General features: G+C 71.6%; 14 protein-coding genes and 1 pseudogene. 3 read left to right on the forward strand and 12 right to left on the reverse strand.

Features of this window, described 5'->3' with window-relative positions; genetic code table 11:
* Positions 1-65: 65 nt before the first annotated feature.
* The 6 genes from ACZ3KJ_RS19810 to ACZ3KJ_RS19835 all read right to left on the reverse strand — a co-directional run bounded on the left by ACZ3KJ_RS19810 (position 66) and on the right by ACZ3KJ_RS19835 (position 6,364).
* Positions 66-977 carry a substrate-binding domain-containing protein gene (locus ACZ3KJ_RS19810; protein WP_467528554.1) on the reverse strand — a complete coding sequence of 304 codons (912 nt, stop codon included), beginning with the start codon at positions 975-977 and terminating at the stop codon, positions 66-68.
* A gap of 5 nt (positions 978-982) precedes the next feature.
* On the reverse strand, positions 983-2,638 hold the full coding sequence (locus tag ACZ3KJ_RS19815) for a thiamine pyrophosphate-binding protein (RefSeq protein WP_467528556.1): 1,656 nt from the start codon (positions 2,636-2,638) through the stop codon (positions 983-985).
* Positions 2,635-3,723: an amidohydrolase family protein gene (locus tag ACZ3KJ_RS19820; protein WP_467528558.1), complete on the reverse strand. Its 1,089-nt coding sequence runs from the start codon at positions 3,721-3,723 to the stop codon at positions 2,635-2,637. Before ACZ3KJ_RS19820 ends, ACZ3KJ_RS19815 begins: the two co-directional genes overlap by 4 nt.
* 66 nt (positions 3,724-3,789) lie before the next feature.
* Entirely contained in the window at positions 3,790-4,650 is an 861-nt protein-coding gene (locus ACZ3KJ_RS19825) for an HpcH/HpaI aldolase family protein (RefSeq protein ID WP_467528559.1), read from the reverse strand.
* Entirely contained in the window at positions 4,647-5,381 is a 735-nt protein-coding gene (locus ACZ3KJ_RS19830) for an SRPBCC domain-containing protein (RefSeq protein WP_467528560.1), read from the reverse strand. The genes ACZ3KJ_RS19825 and ACZ3KJ_RS19830 overlap by 4 nt, the downstream gene beginning before the upstream one ends.
* Positions 5,382-5,569: 188 nt before the next feature.
* The gene (locus ACZ3KJ_RS19835) at positions 5,570-6,364 is read right to left on the reverse strand and encodes an ABC transporter ATP-binding protein (protein ID WP_467528562.1); all 795 of its coding nucleotides are present in this window, start codon (positions 6,362-6,364) and stop codon (positions 5,570-5,572) included.
* Between the two features lie 769 nt (positions 6,365-7,133).
* Between ACZ3KJ_RS19835 and ACZ3KJ_RS19840 the strand changes: the two genes are divergently transcribed.
* A complete protein-coding gene (locus ACZ3KJ_RS19840; protein WP_467528564.1) occupies positions 7,134-8,381 on the forward strand; it encodes a lactonase family protein in 1,248 nt (415 codons plus the stop codon).
* Positions 8,382-8,469: 88 nt separating this feature from the next.
* Positions 8,470-9,162 carry a GntR family transcriptional regulator gene (locus ACZ3KJ_RS19845; protein ID WP_389516934.1) on the forward strand — a complete coding sequence of 231 codons (693 nt, stop codon included), beginning with the start codon at positions 8,470-8,472 and terminating at the stop codon, positions 9,160-9,162.
* Positions 9,163-9,705: 543 nt separating this feature from the next.
* Here ACZ3KJ_RS19845 and ACZ3KJ_RS19850 read toward each other — a convergent pair.
* The 4 genes and pseudogenes from ACZ3KJ_RS19850 to ACZ3KJ_RS19865 form a co-directional block, all read right to left on the reverse strand.
* Positions 9,706-10,173 (reverse strand): annotated as a pseudogene (locus ACZ3KJ_RS19850) (methyltransferase domain-containing protein).
* Positions 10,174-10,786: 613 nt separating this feature from the next.
* Complete coding sequence (locus ACZ3KJ_RS19855; protein WP_467528567.1) at positions 10,787-11,503, reverse strand: 3-oxoacid CoA-transferase subunit B; 717 nt, start codon at positions 11,501-11,503, stop codon at positions 10,787-10,789.
* Positions 11,500-12,168, reverse strand: a complete 669-nt coding sequence (locus ACZ3KJ_RS19860; RefSeq protein ID WP_389516941.1) for a 3-oxoacid CoA-transferase subunit A — start codon at positions 12,166-12,168, stop codon at positions 11,500-11,502. Before ACZ3KJ_RS19860 ends, ACZ3KJ_RS19855 begins: the two co-directional genes overlap by 4 nt.
* Positions 12,165-13,370 (reverse strand): thiolase family protein, encoded by a 1,206-nt coding sequence (locus tag ACZ3KJ_RS19865; RefSeq protein ID WP_467528569.1) that lies wholly within the window; start codon positions 13,368-13,370, stop codon positions 12,165-12,167. Before ACZ3KJ_RS19865 ends, ACZ3KJ_RS19860 begins: the two co-directional genes overlap by 4 nt.
* An 83-nt stretch (positions 13,371-13,453) precedes the next feature.
* On the opposite strand from ACZ3KJ_RS19865, the gene ACZ3KJ_RS19870 reads away from it, so the two are divergent.
* Positions 13,454-14,341, forward strand: a complete 888-nt coding sequence (locus ACZ3KJ_RS19870) for a LysR substrate-binding domain-containing protein (RefSeq protein WP_467528571.1) — start codon at positions 13,454-13,456, stop codon at positions 14,339-14,341.
* Between the two features lie 94 nt (positions 14,342-14,435).
* Here the strand turns inward: ACZ3KJ_RS19870 and ACZ3KJ_RS19875 are convergent, their stop codons facing one another.
* Positions 14,436-14,834, reverse strand: coding sequence for an Hsp20/alpha crystallin family protein (locus ACZ3KJ_RS19875; protein WP_467528573.1), 399 nt, complete (start codon positions 14,832-14,834; stop codon positions 14,436-14,438).
* Positions 14,835-15,155: 321 nt separating this feature from the next.
* The gene (locus tag ACZ3KJ_RS19880; protein WP_467528574.1) at positions 15,156-16,019 is read right to left on the reverse strand and encodes a helix-turn-helix transcriptional regulator; all 864 of its coding nucleotides are present in this window, start codon (positions 16,017-16,019) and stop codon (positions 15,156-15,158) included.
* Positions 16,020-16,067 lie beyond the last annotated feature (48 nt).

Consider the following 16,067-nt stretch of genomic DNA (forward strand, 5'->3'; position numbering starts at 1 on the left):
TGTTCCTCTCTCGATGTTCCTTCACGGGTGCGCCGCCGGGCGGCGCACCGTCGCCGATCGCCTCCTCAGGTGTCGAGGAAGGCCGTCTCCCGCTCGATCGCCGCGACGTCCACCGGCTTGCCGATGAGGTCCTGTTCCAGGGCGTACCGTCCGGCGGTCTCCAGGCAGGCGGTCAGCGACGCGCTCCATCCGGCCGCGACCGCGCGTCCGGCCGGCGAGTCGTCCCGCAGGTGCGCGGTGTCCGCGATCGCCCGCTTCAGGGCCCGGTACACGGCGTGCACGGCATGGGGGCGGTCGCGCAGGACGTCGTCGCGCACCACCACCAGGTGGTTGGCCGGGATCGTCCCGTGCCGCTCGATCCACGCCTCCCCGGCGCCCCGCGCGTCCGCCACGAGCGGGACCAGTCCCGCGCCCTGTCCGCCGATCGCCTTCGGACCGAGCACCGCCGCGCAGACGTCGTGGGAGCGCAGCAGGTCCCCGACCCGCCCGGCCGCCGACCGCTCCACGTACGGGGGGTTGGCGTACTGGGCGACATGGACGTCCTCGGTGGTCACCCAGGTGATGTCGGAGGACTCGACGCCGTACTCCTCGCGCAGCCAGCCGCGCACCCACAGACCGGTGGTCTGGCCGTACGCGCGGACCCCCACGCGCCGGCCGGCGAGGTCCCCGGGGCCGATCGCCGGATCTTCCGGGAGCCGGGTCAGGGAACGGTGGTGGGTGCTTCCCACCAGCACCACCGGCAGCAGCGTCAGCGGGATGCCGGCGTCGCGGGCCTGGAGGTAGGTGGCCATCGGCATCTCGCAGACGTCGTAGGCCAGCTCACGGACCATGCGGGCGAAGGCGGGGGGCAGGGGGGAGGACTCCAGGTGGCGGACGTCCACTCCGTCCACGGGAACGGTCCCGTCCTTCAGCGGCCGGGTGTGCGGGTAGTCGCCCAGCAGGACGGTCAGCGGTGCGCTCGGGTGCCTGTCGCTCATGCCGCTCACACGTCCTCGCCGTACTGGATGCGCCGGTACGGGGTGCTCAGCACCTCACGGGTGATGCGGACGTCGATGACGGTCGGCCGGGGGGCGCGCACGTACTCCGCCAGCGCGTCGCGCAGTTCCTGCGCGGTGCGGACCGTGGCCCCGCCGCCGCCGAGCGCCTGGGCGACCGTGCCCAGTTCGGGGGTGGAGATGGTCGCCAGTTCCGGGTCCAGGCCCTTCGCCTTCGCCTTGTGGTACTCGGCGCCCAGGCCCTGGTCGTTCATCACGACGACCAGCAGCGGGACGTCGTACCGGCACGCCGTCTCGAACTCGGACAGGTGCATGATGAAGCTGGCGTCGCCCTCGACCACGAAGCCGGGCCTGTTGCCCTGCGCGATCAGCTGGCCGAGGGCGATCAGCGGGGCCTGGCCGATGGCGCCGAACATGCCGTAGTTGGAGAGCACGTCACGGGAGCGCTGGAAGAGCATGGTGCCGAAGTCGGTCTGGTGCCCGCTGCCCAGCACCAGTCCCATCTCGCCGGGCAGTTCGTGGTCGAGGATCCAGATCGCCTCGCGCGGGTCGAGGCGTCCGGGCTCGCGGACGTACTCGGCCGGCGGCTGGAGCCGGGCGGTCAGGTGCTGTCGGACGGCGTCGGTGTGGAAGCCCTCCAGCCGGACGGACCGCTCCCGCAGGGCCCGGGTCAGCTCGGTGAGGGCGGTGACCGCGTCGGCCTGGAGGTAGCAGTCCGCGGTCCTGCCGTTCCCCATCACCAGGTGCGGGGCGGTGTCGATCTGGATGTACTTGGCCTCGGGGTAGAGGTAGCCGCTCTCGATGGTGTAGTGGTTCAGGCTGGCGCCCACCGCGATGACGCAGTCGGCCTCCTGGAGCAGCTCCATCGACACCTTGTCGCCGAACAGACCCGACAGGCCGACGTGGAAGTCGGTGCGGTCGCACAGCCAGTTCTTCGCCTGGAGGGTGGTGGCCAGCAGCGCGCCGGTCTGCTCCTGGAGGGCGAGGATCTGCTCGCCCGCGTCCGCCTTGCGCGCGCCCCGCCCCGCGATGACGACCACGCGCTTGGCGTTCTGGACGAGGGCGCAGGCGGCCTCGATGCCGGCCGGGTCCGGCAGCAGCCGCGGCGTCCGGATCAGGGCCGTGGACGGCACGTAGTCCTCGTCGTAGTCGTCGAGTTCGGCGACCTGCACGTCGAAGGGCGCGCTGATCATGACCGGCTTGGACTCGGTGCGGGCCAGGTAGAACGCCTGGCGCACGGTCTCCTGGGCGTTCTCGGGACGGGTCACGTGGAGGAACTCGCACTCGATCGCGGCGGCGAAGCGCCGCTGGTCGAGGTACTGGGTGGCGCCCTCGTCACCGAGGGGGGTCTCACCGCAGAAGGCGACCAGGGGGGTGCCCGCCCGGCTCGCCACGATCATCGAGGTGGCCAGCTGGGAGACGCCGGGACCGCTGGTCGTGGTGACCACGCCGGGCTGTCCGGCGCCGCGGGCCCAGCCGTCCGCCATGCCGAGGCCGGAGCCCTCGTGCCGCACCTCGTACAGCCGCACGCCGCGGTCGGCGAGCGCGGCCATCCAGTGCATGTTGGCGTCGCCCATCATGCCGAAGACATCGGTGGTGCCTTCCTTGACGAACGCCTCGGCGAGTGCTTCGTAGACCTTCACTTCGTGGACTCCTTCACGTTCGCGGCGGCCGTCACGTTCGCGGCGGCCGTCGTCCGCGCCTTCAGGACGCCGTCGAGCCGTGCGAAGACCCGCAGCGCGTTGCCTCCGTAGACCGCCTGCCGGTCGGTGTCGCTCAGGCTGTCGATGGAGTCGAGGGTGTATTTGGTGTCGTCGAACCGACGCCCGGTCTCCGGGTCCACGCTGCGGACGGCGCCGATCATCTCCGAGGCGAACAGCACGTTGCGGGCCGGGATGACGTCCAGCAGCAGTTCCATGCCGCGCTTGTGGTACACGCAGGTGTCGAAGTACACGTTGCGCAGGATCGACTCCTCCAGCGGCGGCCGGCCGCGGTCCTGCATCATGCCGCGGTAGCGGCCCCAGTGGTACGGGACGGCGCCGCCGCCGTGCGGCAGGATCAGCCTCAGCGTCGGGAAGTCCTCGAACAGGTCGGACTCGCACAGCTGCATGAACGCCGCGGTGTCACCGGCGAGGTAGTGGGCGCAGGTCCCCTGCAACGCGGGGTTCCGCGACATCGCGACATGGACCATCGCGGGGACGTCGAGCTCGACCATCTTCTCGTACAGCGGGTAGTACACCCGGTCGGTCAGCGGCGGCGCCTGGTAGTACCCGTCCGAGGGGTCCGGGTTCAGCAGACAGCCGACGAAGCCCAGCTCCTCGACACAGCGCTCCAGTTCGGCCACGGAGTTGCGTACGGAGGCGGCGAGGGCGTCGCCCGGCGACTGCGGGAGCTGGCACACGCCCGCGAACCGCTCGGGGAAGAGCCCGCACACCCGGGAGATCAGGTCGTTGCTGACGCGCGACCAGTCGAGGCTGGTGCGCTCGTCACCGTAGTGGTGGGCCATCTTGCCCGCGCCCGGCGAGAAGACCGTCAGGTCGGTGCCCCGCTCGATCTGGAGCTTCAGCTGCCCGTTCTCGATGGCGGCGCGGATCTCGTCGTCGGTGATGTGCAGTTCGTCGGGCGAGACGCGGGCGCCCGACTCCTCGAACGCCTGGATCTGCCTCTGTCGCCACTCGCCCAGCGCGGGGGGCGCCGTAGTGAAGTGACCATGGCAGTCGATGATCATGAAGTGCTCCGAGACGTGCGTAGCGGTGGTGGCGTGGGGTGCGCCCGGGTCGGCCGGGCGCCGTCGTCAGTCGCGGCCGGTCAGCTCGCGGGCCCTGTCCAGGCCGGGGTAGGTGCGCACCGGCGCCGACATCAGGAACCGGTATCCGTCGTCGAGCACCTGCTTGACGTTGCCGGCCGTGACATGGGGGTGGCCCACGGCGACCCCGCGCTCTCCGCAGATGTCGAGGATCCGGCGCTTGCACTCCAGGACGCGCGGGTGCTCGTACTGGCGGGGAACTCCCAGTTCCTGGCTCATGTCGCCCTCGCCGACGAGGATCAGCCCGATCCCCGGCACCTGGTCGAGGATGTCCGGCAGGTTCTCGATGCCGAGCTGGTCCTCGATCATGAGGCCGACGAGGATCTCCCCGTCCGGGGCGAGCGGCCACACGTCGGCCCTGGAGTAGTACTCGATGTTGGAGATGCCCCAGTAGCGCGTCGCCGCGTGCGGGCCGTCCCCGCGCAGACCGGCGGGTTCGTGGAGCGGGGCGTCGGGCAGTCGGGGGTAGCGGCAGGCGGCGACGGCGTTGCGGGCCTCCTCCACCGTGGCGATGTGCGGCCAGATGATGCCGAACGCGCCCAGGTCCAAGGCCTGCTTGGCGTGCCACTGCGCCTTCTCCGCGCCGTTGGCGGGGATGCGCACGAGCGGGGTGACGGCCGGCGCGAGGCTGTCCGCCTCGAAGATCTGACGTCGGCTCAGCAGATACTGGAAGCTGTCCTTCAGGGCGTTGATGTCCCAGGGCTTGTGCTCCATCTCGAACACCACCGCGTCGTAGTCCGAGGTGCTCAGCTCGGTCGCGGACGCCGGGTCGGCCGCCGAGAAGGTCGCGAAGACGTGCTGTCCCGCGTCCAGAGCGCCGATCACCTTGTTGAACCTGGTCGTTGTCATCGCCGACCTCCTCGGCCGAGAGCGTCACCGGACGTGTTCACCGGGCGGGCCGCCGTCTGCGGCTCCCCTCCTTGGCGCCTGGCGCGCCGCCCTGCCCACCAGGCGCGCAGGCGGGCGAGCAGACCGGCCGGGCGGGACGCGGCCGTGCGCGCACCGGCGGGCGCCGCGGGGCGCGACGCGGTGGAGGCCGAGGGGAGCGCCTCGGTGGACGCCGGGGGGAGCGGCCCGGTGGCTGCCGGCGTGAGGGGCTCGGAGGCTGCTGCCGTGAGGGGCTCGGAGGGCGCCGCGCACAGCGTGACGAGTTCGTCGGTGAACTCCTTCGTCATTCGGGAGACCACCATCCCCGCACCCGACTCGATCAGCTTGGCGAGCTTGCCGTTGAGCTTGATCTCGCCGTCGCAGTAGACCCGTGAGCTGCCGGGGGTCTGCCCCTCGGCGACCCGGAAGGTGGCGCCGGCGCCGAAGCGGGTGGCGCCCTGCCCGTCCGCGCCCCGCGCGGTCAGACGGCCCTCACGTGTGGTTTCGTCCAGGTCCAGGGCGACCCGGGCGGCGAACCTGACCCGGAGACCGCCGAATCTGACGGCCAGGGTCCCGTCGAAGGACCCGTCGTCGTGCGACGCTCCGAGCTCAGCGCCGCCGATGCAGGAAACGACGGCTGAGGGGTCCGAGATGACCTCCCAGACGCGTGCGGGAGGACTCGGTACGGCGATCTCTTCCTTGATCGATATCAAAATCGTGAACCTTACTCGGCGGGGGCATGACGTCACGGGAACCTGGAGGAAGGCATGACGGCATGGCGGCATGGCGGCTTCGGGGTGTGGGCGGATGACCGCGGGTGTCGGACCGGTGGGCCCGCGCGAAGGACGGTTGTCTCCGTGGCAGGCGGCTGCGCTGCGCGGCGGAGCGCGGCTCGGCCGCGTTACGCGGCGGACTTCCGCTCGGCGGCGAAGAGACCCCAGAGGTCGTTGTACAGCTCGGAGAACTCGGGCGATTCGACGAGCGAGCCGATCTGGCGTGGGCGTTCGAAGGGGACGGGGATGATACGGCGGACCGTGCCGGGGCCCTTCGACATCACGATCACCTCGTCGGCCAGGTAGATGGCCTCGTTGAGATCGTGCGTGACGAAGATGAGGGTCCCGTTCTGTTCCCGCCAGATGTTGAGCAGTTCCTGCTGGAGTTCGAGCCGGGTGATGGCGTCGAGCGGCCCGAACGGCTCGTCCATCAACACGATGGACGGGTTGTAGATCAGGGCACGCGCGATCGCGCAGCGCTTCTGCATGCCGCCGGACAGCTCCCGGGGGAAGTGGTTCTCGAAGCCGGCCAGCCCGACGAGGTCGACCCAGTGCGCGACGCGTTCTTCGCGTTCGTCCTTGGCGACCTTGCGGAACTTCAGCGCCAGGCCGATGTTGGCCTTGACGCTCAGCCAGGGCAGCAGGTGCGAATGCTGTGTGACGTACGCGGCGTCGGAGTTGACGCCGGTGACGCGCTCGCCGGCGTAGTGGACCTCGCCCTGGGTGGGGGTGAGCAGTCCGGCGGCCAGGTTGAGGATGGTGCTCTTCCCGCACCCGCTGGGCCCGATCACGGCGACGACCTTGCCGCGATCGACCTTGAACGACACGCCTTCGATCGCCGGCTGATGAGTGCCGGGGAACCGCAGGGTGACGTCGTCGAGGCGGAGTGCCTCCGAGTGAAAGGTGCGCTGACTGGTCGACATAGCTGTCTCCTCGGCTCCCTCACCGCGAAGGGACGAAGTGGGGGCCGTGCGCTCGTGCCGGTGGTGGCGTTGGTGTGTGACGGTGCGTGAATCGCTGACGGCGGGGTGACTGACGCCCTGCGAAGAGCGGCCGGGGTCGGCTGGAACCTTCCGGTGAGACAGCCTCGGCGACACCGTGCGACTCCGAGATTGTCCGACAAGCGGTAATGGGAACGTAACACCACCGACTCCAACGGACAAGAACGCTGCGGAAAAACATCCCGCCCCAGCGAACGGCACCTTCCCTCACCTCGTCATTGTTGGACAACCTGTGTTCGCACCTCGCCGCACAGCCCATGCTGCGGGTGGCCCGAAGCCGCACCCTCGGCCTCAGCCGGCCGATGCGCCCCGCGAGGCGTCGATCCCGCCGGGTGAGGTGGCCACGGCGTCCGGGCCACGGCGTCGGAGGTCGGCGGCAGTTTGCACATACGGGACGCCTGCATGGCTGATTGCCGGACAATGCATCCATGGGAGGCACCGGCCACGCCCCGGCACTTCGAGCTTTTCTGCCGTACTTCTTGCCTGGGCGAGTCTCGCGGGCTATGTTCCCGGCACATCTTGTCGGACAACGTGCGGTTTTCCTGGTGGGCGTGGCCATCACGCGCACCCTCAACGGCGTGTTCCCCGCCTCGACTCGTACGCCCCCGGGCTCCTCGGCCCGGCGGGCCGTCGCCGGCACGGCCACAGGGCTGGAACGCCGGCACCCTGCTCATGAGAAGGGCGTCCTTCGATGAACGATCTCCCCCGGCCCCACCCGCGTACCGACCCGGTCGGCAGCCCGTCCGCACGCCCCTCCCGGAGAACCGTGCTGGCAGCCATGACGGTGTCGCTCGGAGCGGCGGCGCCCCTGCTCTCCGGCGCTCCGGCCACGGCCGCGTCCGGTCTGCGGGAGGACCTGCTCTACATCGGTACCTGGGGACAGGGGCAGGTGCACGCGGTGAGGTTCGACCCCGAGCACGGGACCCTGACCTCCCTGGGGTCCGTGGCCCAGGTCAGCTCGAACTGGGTCGCCGCACACCCCACACGCCCGGTCCTCTACGTCGCGGGCGGTGACCAGGGCGGGCACATACGCGTGTTCCGGATCGACGACGCCTCCGGAGCGCTGCGGCAACTCGACGACGTCGCGACCGAGACCGTCCCGACGGGCAGCGGCGGCCTGTCGTACATCGGCTTGACCGGGGAAGCGGACACCTTGCTGGTCGCCGACTTCGCGGCCGGCTCCGCGGCGACCGTCCCGGTGGACCCGGACGGCCGCCTGCGGGGTGTGGCCTCGGTCGTCCAGGACGTCGGGTCCGGCCCTTCTCCGCGCCAGCTGGGCCCGCACCCTCACCACGTGGTCGTCGACCCGAGCGGCCGGTACGCGTTGGTCGCGGACTTCGGCGCGGACCGGGTGTTCGTCTACGACTACGACCGGGCCACGCACCGCATGTCGGCCGGCTCACCCGACGGGCCGGGTTCCTACGCGACCGCGGCGGGCTCGGGTCCGCGGCGGCTGGCCTTCCATCCGAACGGCCGGACGCTCTATCTGCTGAACGAACTCACCGCGGACATCCAGGTGCTGGGGTGGGACGCGGCAGGGGGCACGTTGACAGCTCGGCAGGTCCTTCCGACCAATGCCCCCGACCACACGGGAGCGACAAGCGCCGCCGAGCTGGCCATCAGCCGCGACGGCCGGCATGTGTACACGTCCAACCGCGGCGAGAACGCCCTGGTCGTCTTCTCCGCGGACCCCGCGACCGGTCTGCTCACCGAGGTCCAGCGCGTCCCCTGCGCCGGCGTCACACCGTGGAGCTTCGCCCTGCACCCCGGCGGACGGTGGCTGTTCGTCGCCAACGAGGCGAGCGGGAGCGTGCACCTCTTCGCGGTCGACCGGGCGTCCGGGCACCTCACGGACACGGGTGCTTCCGTCGCCGTGCCCTACCCCGACTGCATCGCCTTCCGCACCCGGGAGTCCTCTGCCCCGCCCCGGCTCGTGTGACGCACCGGCTGGGAGAGGACGCCCCTGCGGTCGCCAGCCATACTGCTCGGCAGGCGGCAGACATCCCTTCCGAGCCACAGGTGATCATGTGAACCCGAAGCACCACGACGACACGGGCGTCTCCGACAAGAGCCCGTCGACGCGGCACAGTCAGGCCTATGAAGGTCTGCGCTCACTCCTTCAGTCGGGAACCTTCGCACCGGGCACCCGCCTCACCGAAGCGGACCTGACCCAGAGGTTCGGTGTCTCCCGCAGCACCATGCGGGCCGTACTCGTGCAGTTGACGCAGGAGGGGTACGTCACCAGCGAGGTCAACCGGGGTGTCCGTACACGGAACTTCACGGTCGAAGAGGCTCTGGACATCCTGGAGGCGCGGGAAACGCTCGAATCCGCCCTGGCCGGCAAAGCCGCCGAACGCGCGACCGAGGAGGAGGTGGAGGCTCTGCGCCGTACGCTGCAATTCATGGCGGACTGCCAGGCGAGCGGCGACCAGGCGGGATACTCCCAAGGCAACCGGACCTTCCACCAGCAGATCAAGCGCGCCGCTCACCAGCAGACTCTGGCCCGTGCCTACGACACGCTGCTCTACCCCCTCGTCATGAGGCAGTACCGCGACCTCACCGCGCCCCATCCGCGGACCGGGTCGCTCGAGGAACACCAGGCCATCTTCCTGGCGGTGCTCACCCGCAACCCCGACGCGGCCGTCGCCGCGATGCGCCATCACGTCGGCTCCGCCCGCAGGGCTCTGCTGCTGCGGTCGACGCAGGGGGTCGCCGAGTGAGCGGGGACCGCGGCCCGCGGAAGGAGAGCGAACGCGGCCGGCGGCATGCACGTCGAACGCCCGACAGGCGGCCGCCAGCACCCCCCTCGCCGCGATGAGTCGGCGCTGCCGCCGGGCGCAGTGCGCTCGGACGGCGACGCGCCCGCCGTCGCCGGGGACCACCGCGCCGTGCACGAAACTGGACCGCTCGGTAGGTGGGCCCAGGACCGCCCCGCACCGAGGGGACGGCAGCCGGAGGCGGGCCCGGCCCCCCGGCTCCGGCACCGCGTGGACCCCGCTGCCCCGGGCCGCGGCCCGGCACCCGGCGGGCGGGACGCGGGCCCGGCACCCGGGGGCCGGGGCGCCTGTGGCCTCGGCCGGGTGGCCGCGACCATACCGGCCCGGCGGTGCGGATCACCGGCACCGGACCCGCGTTGCCCGCGCCGACCGGCTCCCGCTCCCGTCCGGTCGGCACCAGATCGCCGTACCTGCGACCACGTCACGCCCCGGGCCGGCTCCGCCACCGACGCCCTTCCGGCGTCGGACGCACCCGGGCGGGCGGGTTCAGGCGCCGGTGCGCTCCGCGGTGACCGCCACCGTCGCGTAGTGCATCGGGAAGCTGCCGCCGATGGCGTCGATGGCGGCCCCGGTGGCTTCCAGCACCTCCGCCGTCTTGTCCGCCGGGAGCCGGGGGAAGGCGCCCAGCGTGGGCATCTGGTCCAGCCAGGCCTCGCGGCTGTAGGTCCACTCCCAGTCGAAGCGCCACTGCTCCGGCTCACCGAAGCCGCCCGCCTCATGCCTCGTCGGGGTCGACCCCGAGCACATCGCAGCCGGCCTGCTGGAACTGCCGGGCCACGATGCCGGTGCCGGTGCCGACGTCGAGGACCTCGCGTCCGGAGCTCTTCCCGACGATCCGCTCCACCAGCTTCTGGGGGTAGCGGGCCGGGCCCGGTCGTAGCGTTCGGCGTCCGCGCCGAACGACTCCGCGACCTGCCGCTGCCGGTGGCTTTCGCTCTCCGCAGGAGTGGGCATGCGCCCACTCCAAGTGGGCGCATGCCCACGTATGGCGGTCCCTGGCTGCACGGCAACCGGGAGCCAGGCCTGCGCGGAAAGGGAGGGGCGACGGTGCCGACCGGCACAGCGATCCGTGACGTCTCCCCGCGCCACCGCGGCCGGGCGACGCGGCGTCGCCTGGCTCTGCGTCGACGTGACGGACCAGGGCCTGCGTGGAGGAGTGCTCCGCGGACCGCGGTGCGGCATGCCTCGTCCTGGGAGAACGCTCGCCACGATCTGCGGGTGGACAGTGCCACCGAACGGGACCGGGACGAGTCCGAGACCCAGCGGGTGATCACCGCCGCCCTCGGTCCCACCGCGCGGATCACGTCACTGCACGAGTGCACCGACGGGTTCTTGCACGCCGTCCACGGCGTCGATCTCGCCGACGGCACCCGACTCGCCCTCGAAGCCGCGCCGGCCCCGGATCCGAGCTGCCGCGGTGCGAGGTCGGCCTCATGCGCACCGCGCACGAGTTCTTCCGGCGCGCCGCGGAGGCGGGCGTACCGCTGCCCGCCCTCCGCTGCGCCGACCCCGACGCGGGCTGCCTCCGGCTCGACCGGCTGAACGGCACCAGCCACTCGCACCCGGGTCAGCGGCCTGCCGGCGCCCTGCCGGCCGGCGCTGTGCCGGCACCGGTCGTGGCGGGCAGAAGGGGCACGTCCAGGCGGCCTGCGAGGTCGTCGACGGTGGTGCCGAAGGTCTCCCGCACCGTGACGCCCTGCGGGGTGATGTCGAAGACGGCGAGATCGGTGTAGACGCGGTCGACACAGCCCGGTCCGGTCAGCGGGTAGGTGCACCGGGGCACCAGCTTGGGCGCGCCGGTCTTGGTGAACAGCGTCATCATGACGAAGACCTTCTTGGCGCCGATCGCCAGGTCCATGGCGCCGCCGACGGCGGGGATGGCGTCGGGTGCGCCGGTGTGCCAGTTGGCGAGGTCGCCGGCCGCGGAGACCTGGAAGGCTCCCAGCACGCAGATGTCCAGGTGGCCGCCGCGCATCATGGCGAAGGAGTCGGCGTGGTGGAAGTACGCCGCCCCGGGCGGTTCGGTCACGGGGATCTTGCCGGCGTTGGTGAGATCGGGGTCGATCTCGTCGCCCCGGGCCGCGGGGCCCATGTTGAGCATGCCGTTCTCGGTGTGGAGCACCACGCCGGAGTCGGCCGGCAGGTGGTCGGCGACGAGTGTGGGCTGGCCGATGCCGAGGTTGACGAAGGCGCCGGGCGGGATGTCACGGGCTATGAGGGCGGCGATGCCGTGCTTGTCCAGCGGGGTGCGCGCGGTGCCCGCGGAGGGCCGGTCGGGATTCATGCGGTCGCCTCCTGCACGACGCGGTCGACGTAGATGCTCGGCGTCACCACGGTTTCCGGATCGATCGTGCCGGTCTCGACGATCTCGCGGACCTGTGCGATCACGGTGGCCGCGGCGGTGGCCATGACCGGCCCGAAGTTGCGGGCGGTCTTGCGGTAGACGAGGTTGCCCATGCGGTCGGCCCGGTGGGCGCCGATCAGCGCCACGTCGCCCCTGATCGGGTACTCCAGGACGTAGGTGCGGCCGTCGATGACCCGGGTCTCCTTGCCCTCGGCCAGCAGGGTGCCGACTCCGGTGGGGCAGTAGAAGGCGCCGATGCCGGCCCCGGCCGCCCGGATCCGTTCGGCGAGGTTGCCCTGGGGCACGACCTCCAGCTCGATCCTGCCGGCCCGGTACAGGCCGTCGAAGACGTAGGAGTCGGCCTGGCGGGGGAAGGAGCAGATCACTTTGCGGACCCGTCCCTCGGCCAGCAGCGCGGCGAGCCCGGTGTCGCCGTTGCCGGCGTTGTTGGACACCACGGTCAGGTCCTTGGCGCCCTGGCGGATGAGCGCGTCGATCAGGTCGACCGGCATGCCGGCCATTCCGAAGCCGCCGACGAGCACCGTCGAGCCGTCCTCGATCCCGGCCACCGCCTCGTCGGCGTGGGCGCACAGCTGCGTGGTCATCGGCTCGTCCCCGTGACGTTCTCCAGGACCACGGCGAGCGCCTGGCCCACTCCGATGCAGATGGCCGCGACGCCCCACCGCTCGCCGGACTCCTCGAGCCGGTGGGCCAGCGTGCCGAGGAGCCTGCCGCCGGAGGCGCCCAGCGGGTGGCCGAGCGCGATGGCACCGCCCTTGGCGTTGACGATCCCGGGGTCGATGTCCCAGGCGTCCGCGCAGGCCAGTGCCTGCACGGCGAACGCCTCGTTGAGCTCGACCGCACCGACGTCGGACCAGGTGACGCCCGCGCGCTTCAGGGCCCGGTTCGCCGCCTCCACCGGCGCGAAGCCGAACATCTGCGGGTCCAGCGCGAACACTCCGCGCCCCGCGACACGGGCGAGCGGATCGGCGCCGATGCGCGCCGCGGCGGCCTGCGAGCCGAGCAGCACGGCCGACGCGCCGTCGCTGAGCGGTGAGGCGTTGCCCGCGGTGATCACCCCGTCGGTGCGGAACACCGGCTTGAGCGCGGCGAGCTTGTCGGGGGTGGAGCCGGGCCGGACTCCCTCGTCCCGGGTGAGGGTCGCGCCCTTGTCGTCCACCGCGACCGGTACCACGAGATCGTCGTAGAAGCCGGCGGTCCAGGCGGCGTCGGCGAGGTTGTGGGACCGTGCGGCGAACTCGTCCTGCCGCCGGCGGGGGATGGCGAACCGGTCGGCGAGCTGCTCGTTGGCCTCCCCCAGGGAGACCGTCCACTCCTCCGGCATGCGCTCGTTGACCAGCCGCCAGCCCAGCGTGGTGGACACGGCGGTCACATGGCCGGCGGGGAAGGCGCGGTCGGGCTTGGGCAGCACCCAGGGAGCCCGGGTCATCGACTCCACCCCGCCGGTCAGCACGATGTCGGCGTCACCGCTCTCGATGGCGCGCGAGGCGATGATCGCCGCGTCCAGGGAGGAGCCGCACAGCCGGTTGACGGTCGTGGCGGGAACGGAGGTGGGCAGACCGGCCAGCAGAACGGCCATCCTGCCGACGTTGCGGTTGTCCTCGCCCGCGCCGTTGGCGTTGCCCCACACGACGTCGTCGATCTCGCCCGGGTCGAGCGCCGGCGCCTTGGCCAGGACCCCGTCGACGGCGAGTGCCGCGAGGTCGTCGGGGCGTACGCCGGCGAGGGCGCCGGAGAACCGTCCGAAGGGCGTTCTTGCCGCTGCGTATACGTAGCTGTCGGTCACGCCGTCACGGTAGGGTCGCCCTCTTCATCATGTCCAAGACCTAATGCGACTGCATCAATAAGGGCAGCTTATAAAATGGGGGGATGGAACTCCGTCAGGTCCGTTACTTCCTCGCTCTCGCGGAAGAGTGCCACTTCGGGCGTGCGGCGGCCCGCCTGCATGTCGCCCAGCCCGCTCTGTCCCAGCAGATCAAGCAGCTGGAGCACGAACTGGGCACCGCCCTGTTCCACCGGTCCACCCGGCATGTCGAACTCACCGAGGCCGGCCGGCACCTGACCGGGTACGCCCGCACCCTGGTCGCCGAAGCCGAGCGCGCACGCGTCCACATGACGGAGCTGGCGACCGGCCACTCGGGCCGGGTCTCCGTCGGCTTCATCGGCACCGCCACCTACGACGTACTCCCCCACGTCGCCCGCACCGTGCGGGCCCAGCTGCCCCGCATCACCCTGGACCTGCACGGCGAGCTGCTGACCCCGCGGCTCGTGGACGGCCTGCTCGCCGGCACCTACGACCTGGCGGTGTTCCGCTCCGGCCTCACCGGCACCGAGGGGGTGAGCATCACGCCGCTGCGCACCGAGCCGCTGGTCGCCGTGGTACCGACGCATCATCCGCTGGCCGCCCGCGAGCGGATCTCGCTGCGAGCGCTGGCCGACGAATCCTTCGTCATCCATCCGTCGCAGACCCGGTCCGCCATGTACGACCGTGTCCTGTCGGCCTGCGACCGGGCCGGTTTCCGGCCCTCGTCCCTCGTCGAAGTCGGCGAGACCGCCACCCTCGTCGTCCTCGTGGCCGCCGGACACGGCGTGGCCCTCGTGCCGCAGTCGGTGCGAAGCCTGCGCCTCGACGGCGTGACGTACCTGCCGCTCACCGAGACGGAATCCGTCGACCTCGTCCTGGCCCGCCGGACGGAGCGCAACTCACCGGCGACGCAGCAGGTCGCCTCGGTGATCGAGCAGTGCGTCCACGGTTGAGGCAGCGGTCCCCGACGATCCGGCGAACGGTCAGGCCACCGGGCCCGCCCCGGCACCGTCGGCCGAGCGAGCGGCACCGGGGGGTGCCCGGGGCTCAGGCCTCCGCCACCGGCATGACGACGGTCAGGACACCGCGGTGGTACTCCGCCCTCGCCTCGCCGCCCTTCGCCCCGGCCGGCAGCGGGGTGCAGTGGCCGTAGCGGACGGTGGGGCCGCGTTTCCCCGCGGTCGCCCCGACGCCTCGCTCGGCACGCACGGTCAGGAACCGTTCCGTGACGGTGACCTCCATGTCCTGGGCGGAACTCATCCCCGGCAGCTCCGCCCGCAGCACATACGTCCCGTCCGTCAGGCGTTCCTCGACATGGACGCCGTGCGTCTCCGGAACCGTGTCCATCACGGTGAATCCCGCCTCCGCCCAGTCGGACGGGTCGGGCGGTGCGGGCATCACGGGCGGTGCGGGCCGGCTGGGGAGCCGCTCGATCGTGCTACTCATGGCTTGCCCCTCTGCTTCTCGACTTCCAGTGTCGTCCGGCCGGAGTCCGGGAGCACATGGGCCGTTCGGCCCCCTTCAGCATGCCGTCGGCCCTTGCAGGCTGCTGGACGGACTCGGGCTCGGGCGGCGTGCGGCACAAGAGCCCGCCGAGACCGATCACCTGACCGGCCACCGCACACGGCCATCGGCGGGGGCTGTCCTGGCCGGCAATGACCCTGACACGGGCATAACTACCCTTCGCGACTTGACAATTACTCTAAGTCACCATGTGCTGTGCGGGCCGGTCGCGTCTGTCGCTCGAGCGGTACCTCCTCGATCGGTTCATCTGACTGGTTCGGTGTGCATCGCCTGTGTGCCCACGACGGTCAGCAGCGCGAGCTTCTCGGCGGTGTCGGTCCCGGCGCGTGGGGTGAACCAGAGCAACCGCTGGCGGCCGTCCTCGCTGAAGAGGCTGAGGCAGTTGAGGTCGAGCATGCCCATGGTGGGGTGGACGATCCGCTTGCGCTCGTCTCTGCGCACCCCCACGTCCTGGTCGGCCCAGAGCGCCCGGAACTCCGGCGACTGCTGTAGCAGTTCGTCCACCAGCTCGGTCGCCTCGGCGTCGCCCGGGCTGCGTCGCCCGACTGCCGCGCGCAGGTCGGCGACGAACGAGCGTGACTGCGGAGCGAGGTCCTCCTGCGGGTAGATCCGCCGCGAGGCCGGGTCGGTGAACCATCGGTAGATGAAGCTCGCCGCGCGTCCGTGGTGCGCGGACAGGTCGCCGAGCATCGCGATGGCGAGCGGGTTCTGGACCAGAACGGTGTGCAGGTCGGTGCTCACCATCGCCGGGGTCCCGTCGATCCGTGTCAGCAGGTCGAGCATCGCGGGGTGGACGTGTGACGCCGTCCCGCCCTGGTGCGGGATCGAGCGGTTCGCCAACCGGTACAGATGGTCGCGTTCGTCGCGGCTGAGGCGCAGGGCGCGGGCGAGCGCGGCGAGCATCTGGTCGGAGGGCTGCGAGCCGGCACCGCGCTCGAGCTCGGTGTAGTACTCCACCGAGGCGCCGGCCAGAACGGCGACCTCGTCGCGACGCAGACCGGGGACGCGGCGCCGCGGGCCGGGCGCGAGCCCGACCTCCTCGGGGCGGATCCGCTCGCGTCGCGAACGCAGGAAGCCACCGAGTTCGGAGTACCTCGTGTTCGGCATGGGCACAGCCTCCCCGGGCGGCGCCGTCGGCGCCAGGGGATGTCGTCC

Source organism: Streptomyces sp. NPDC003248, assembly GCF_055563235.1.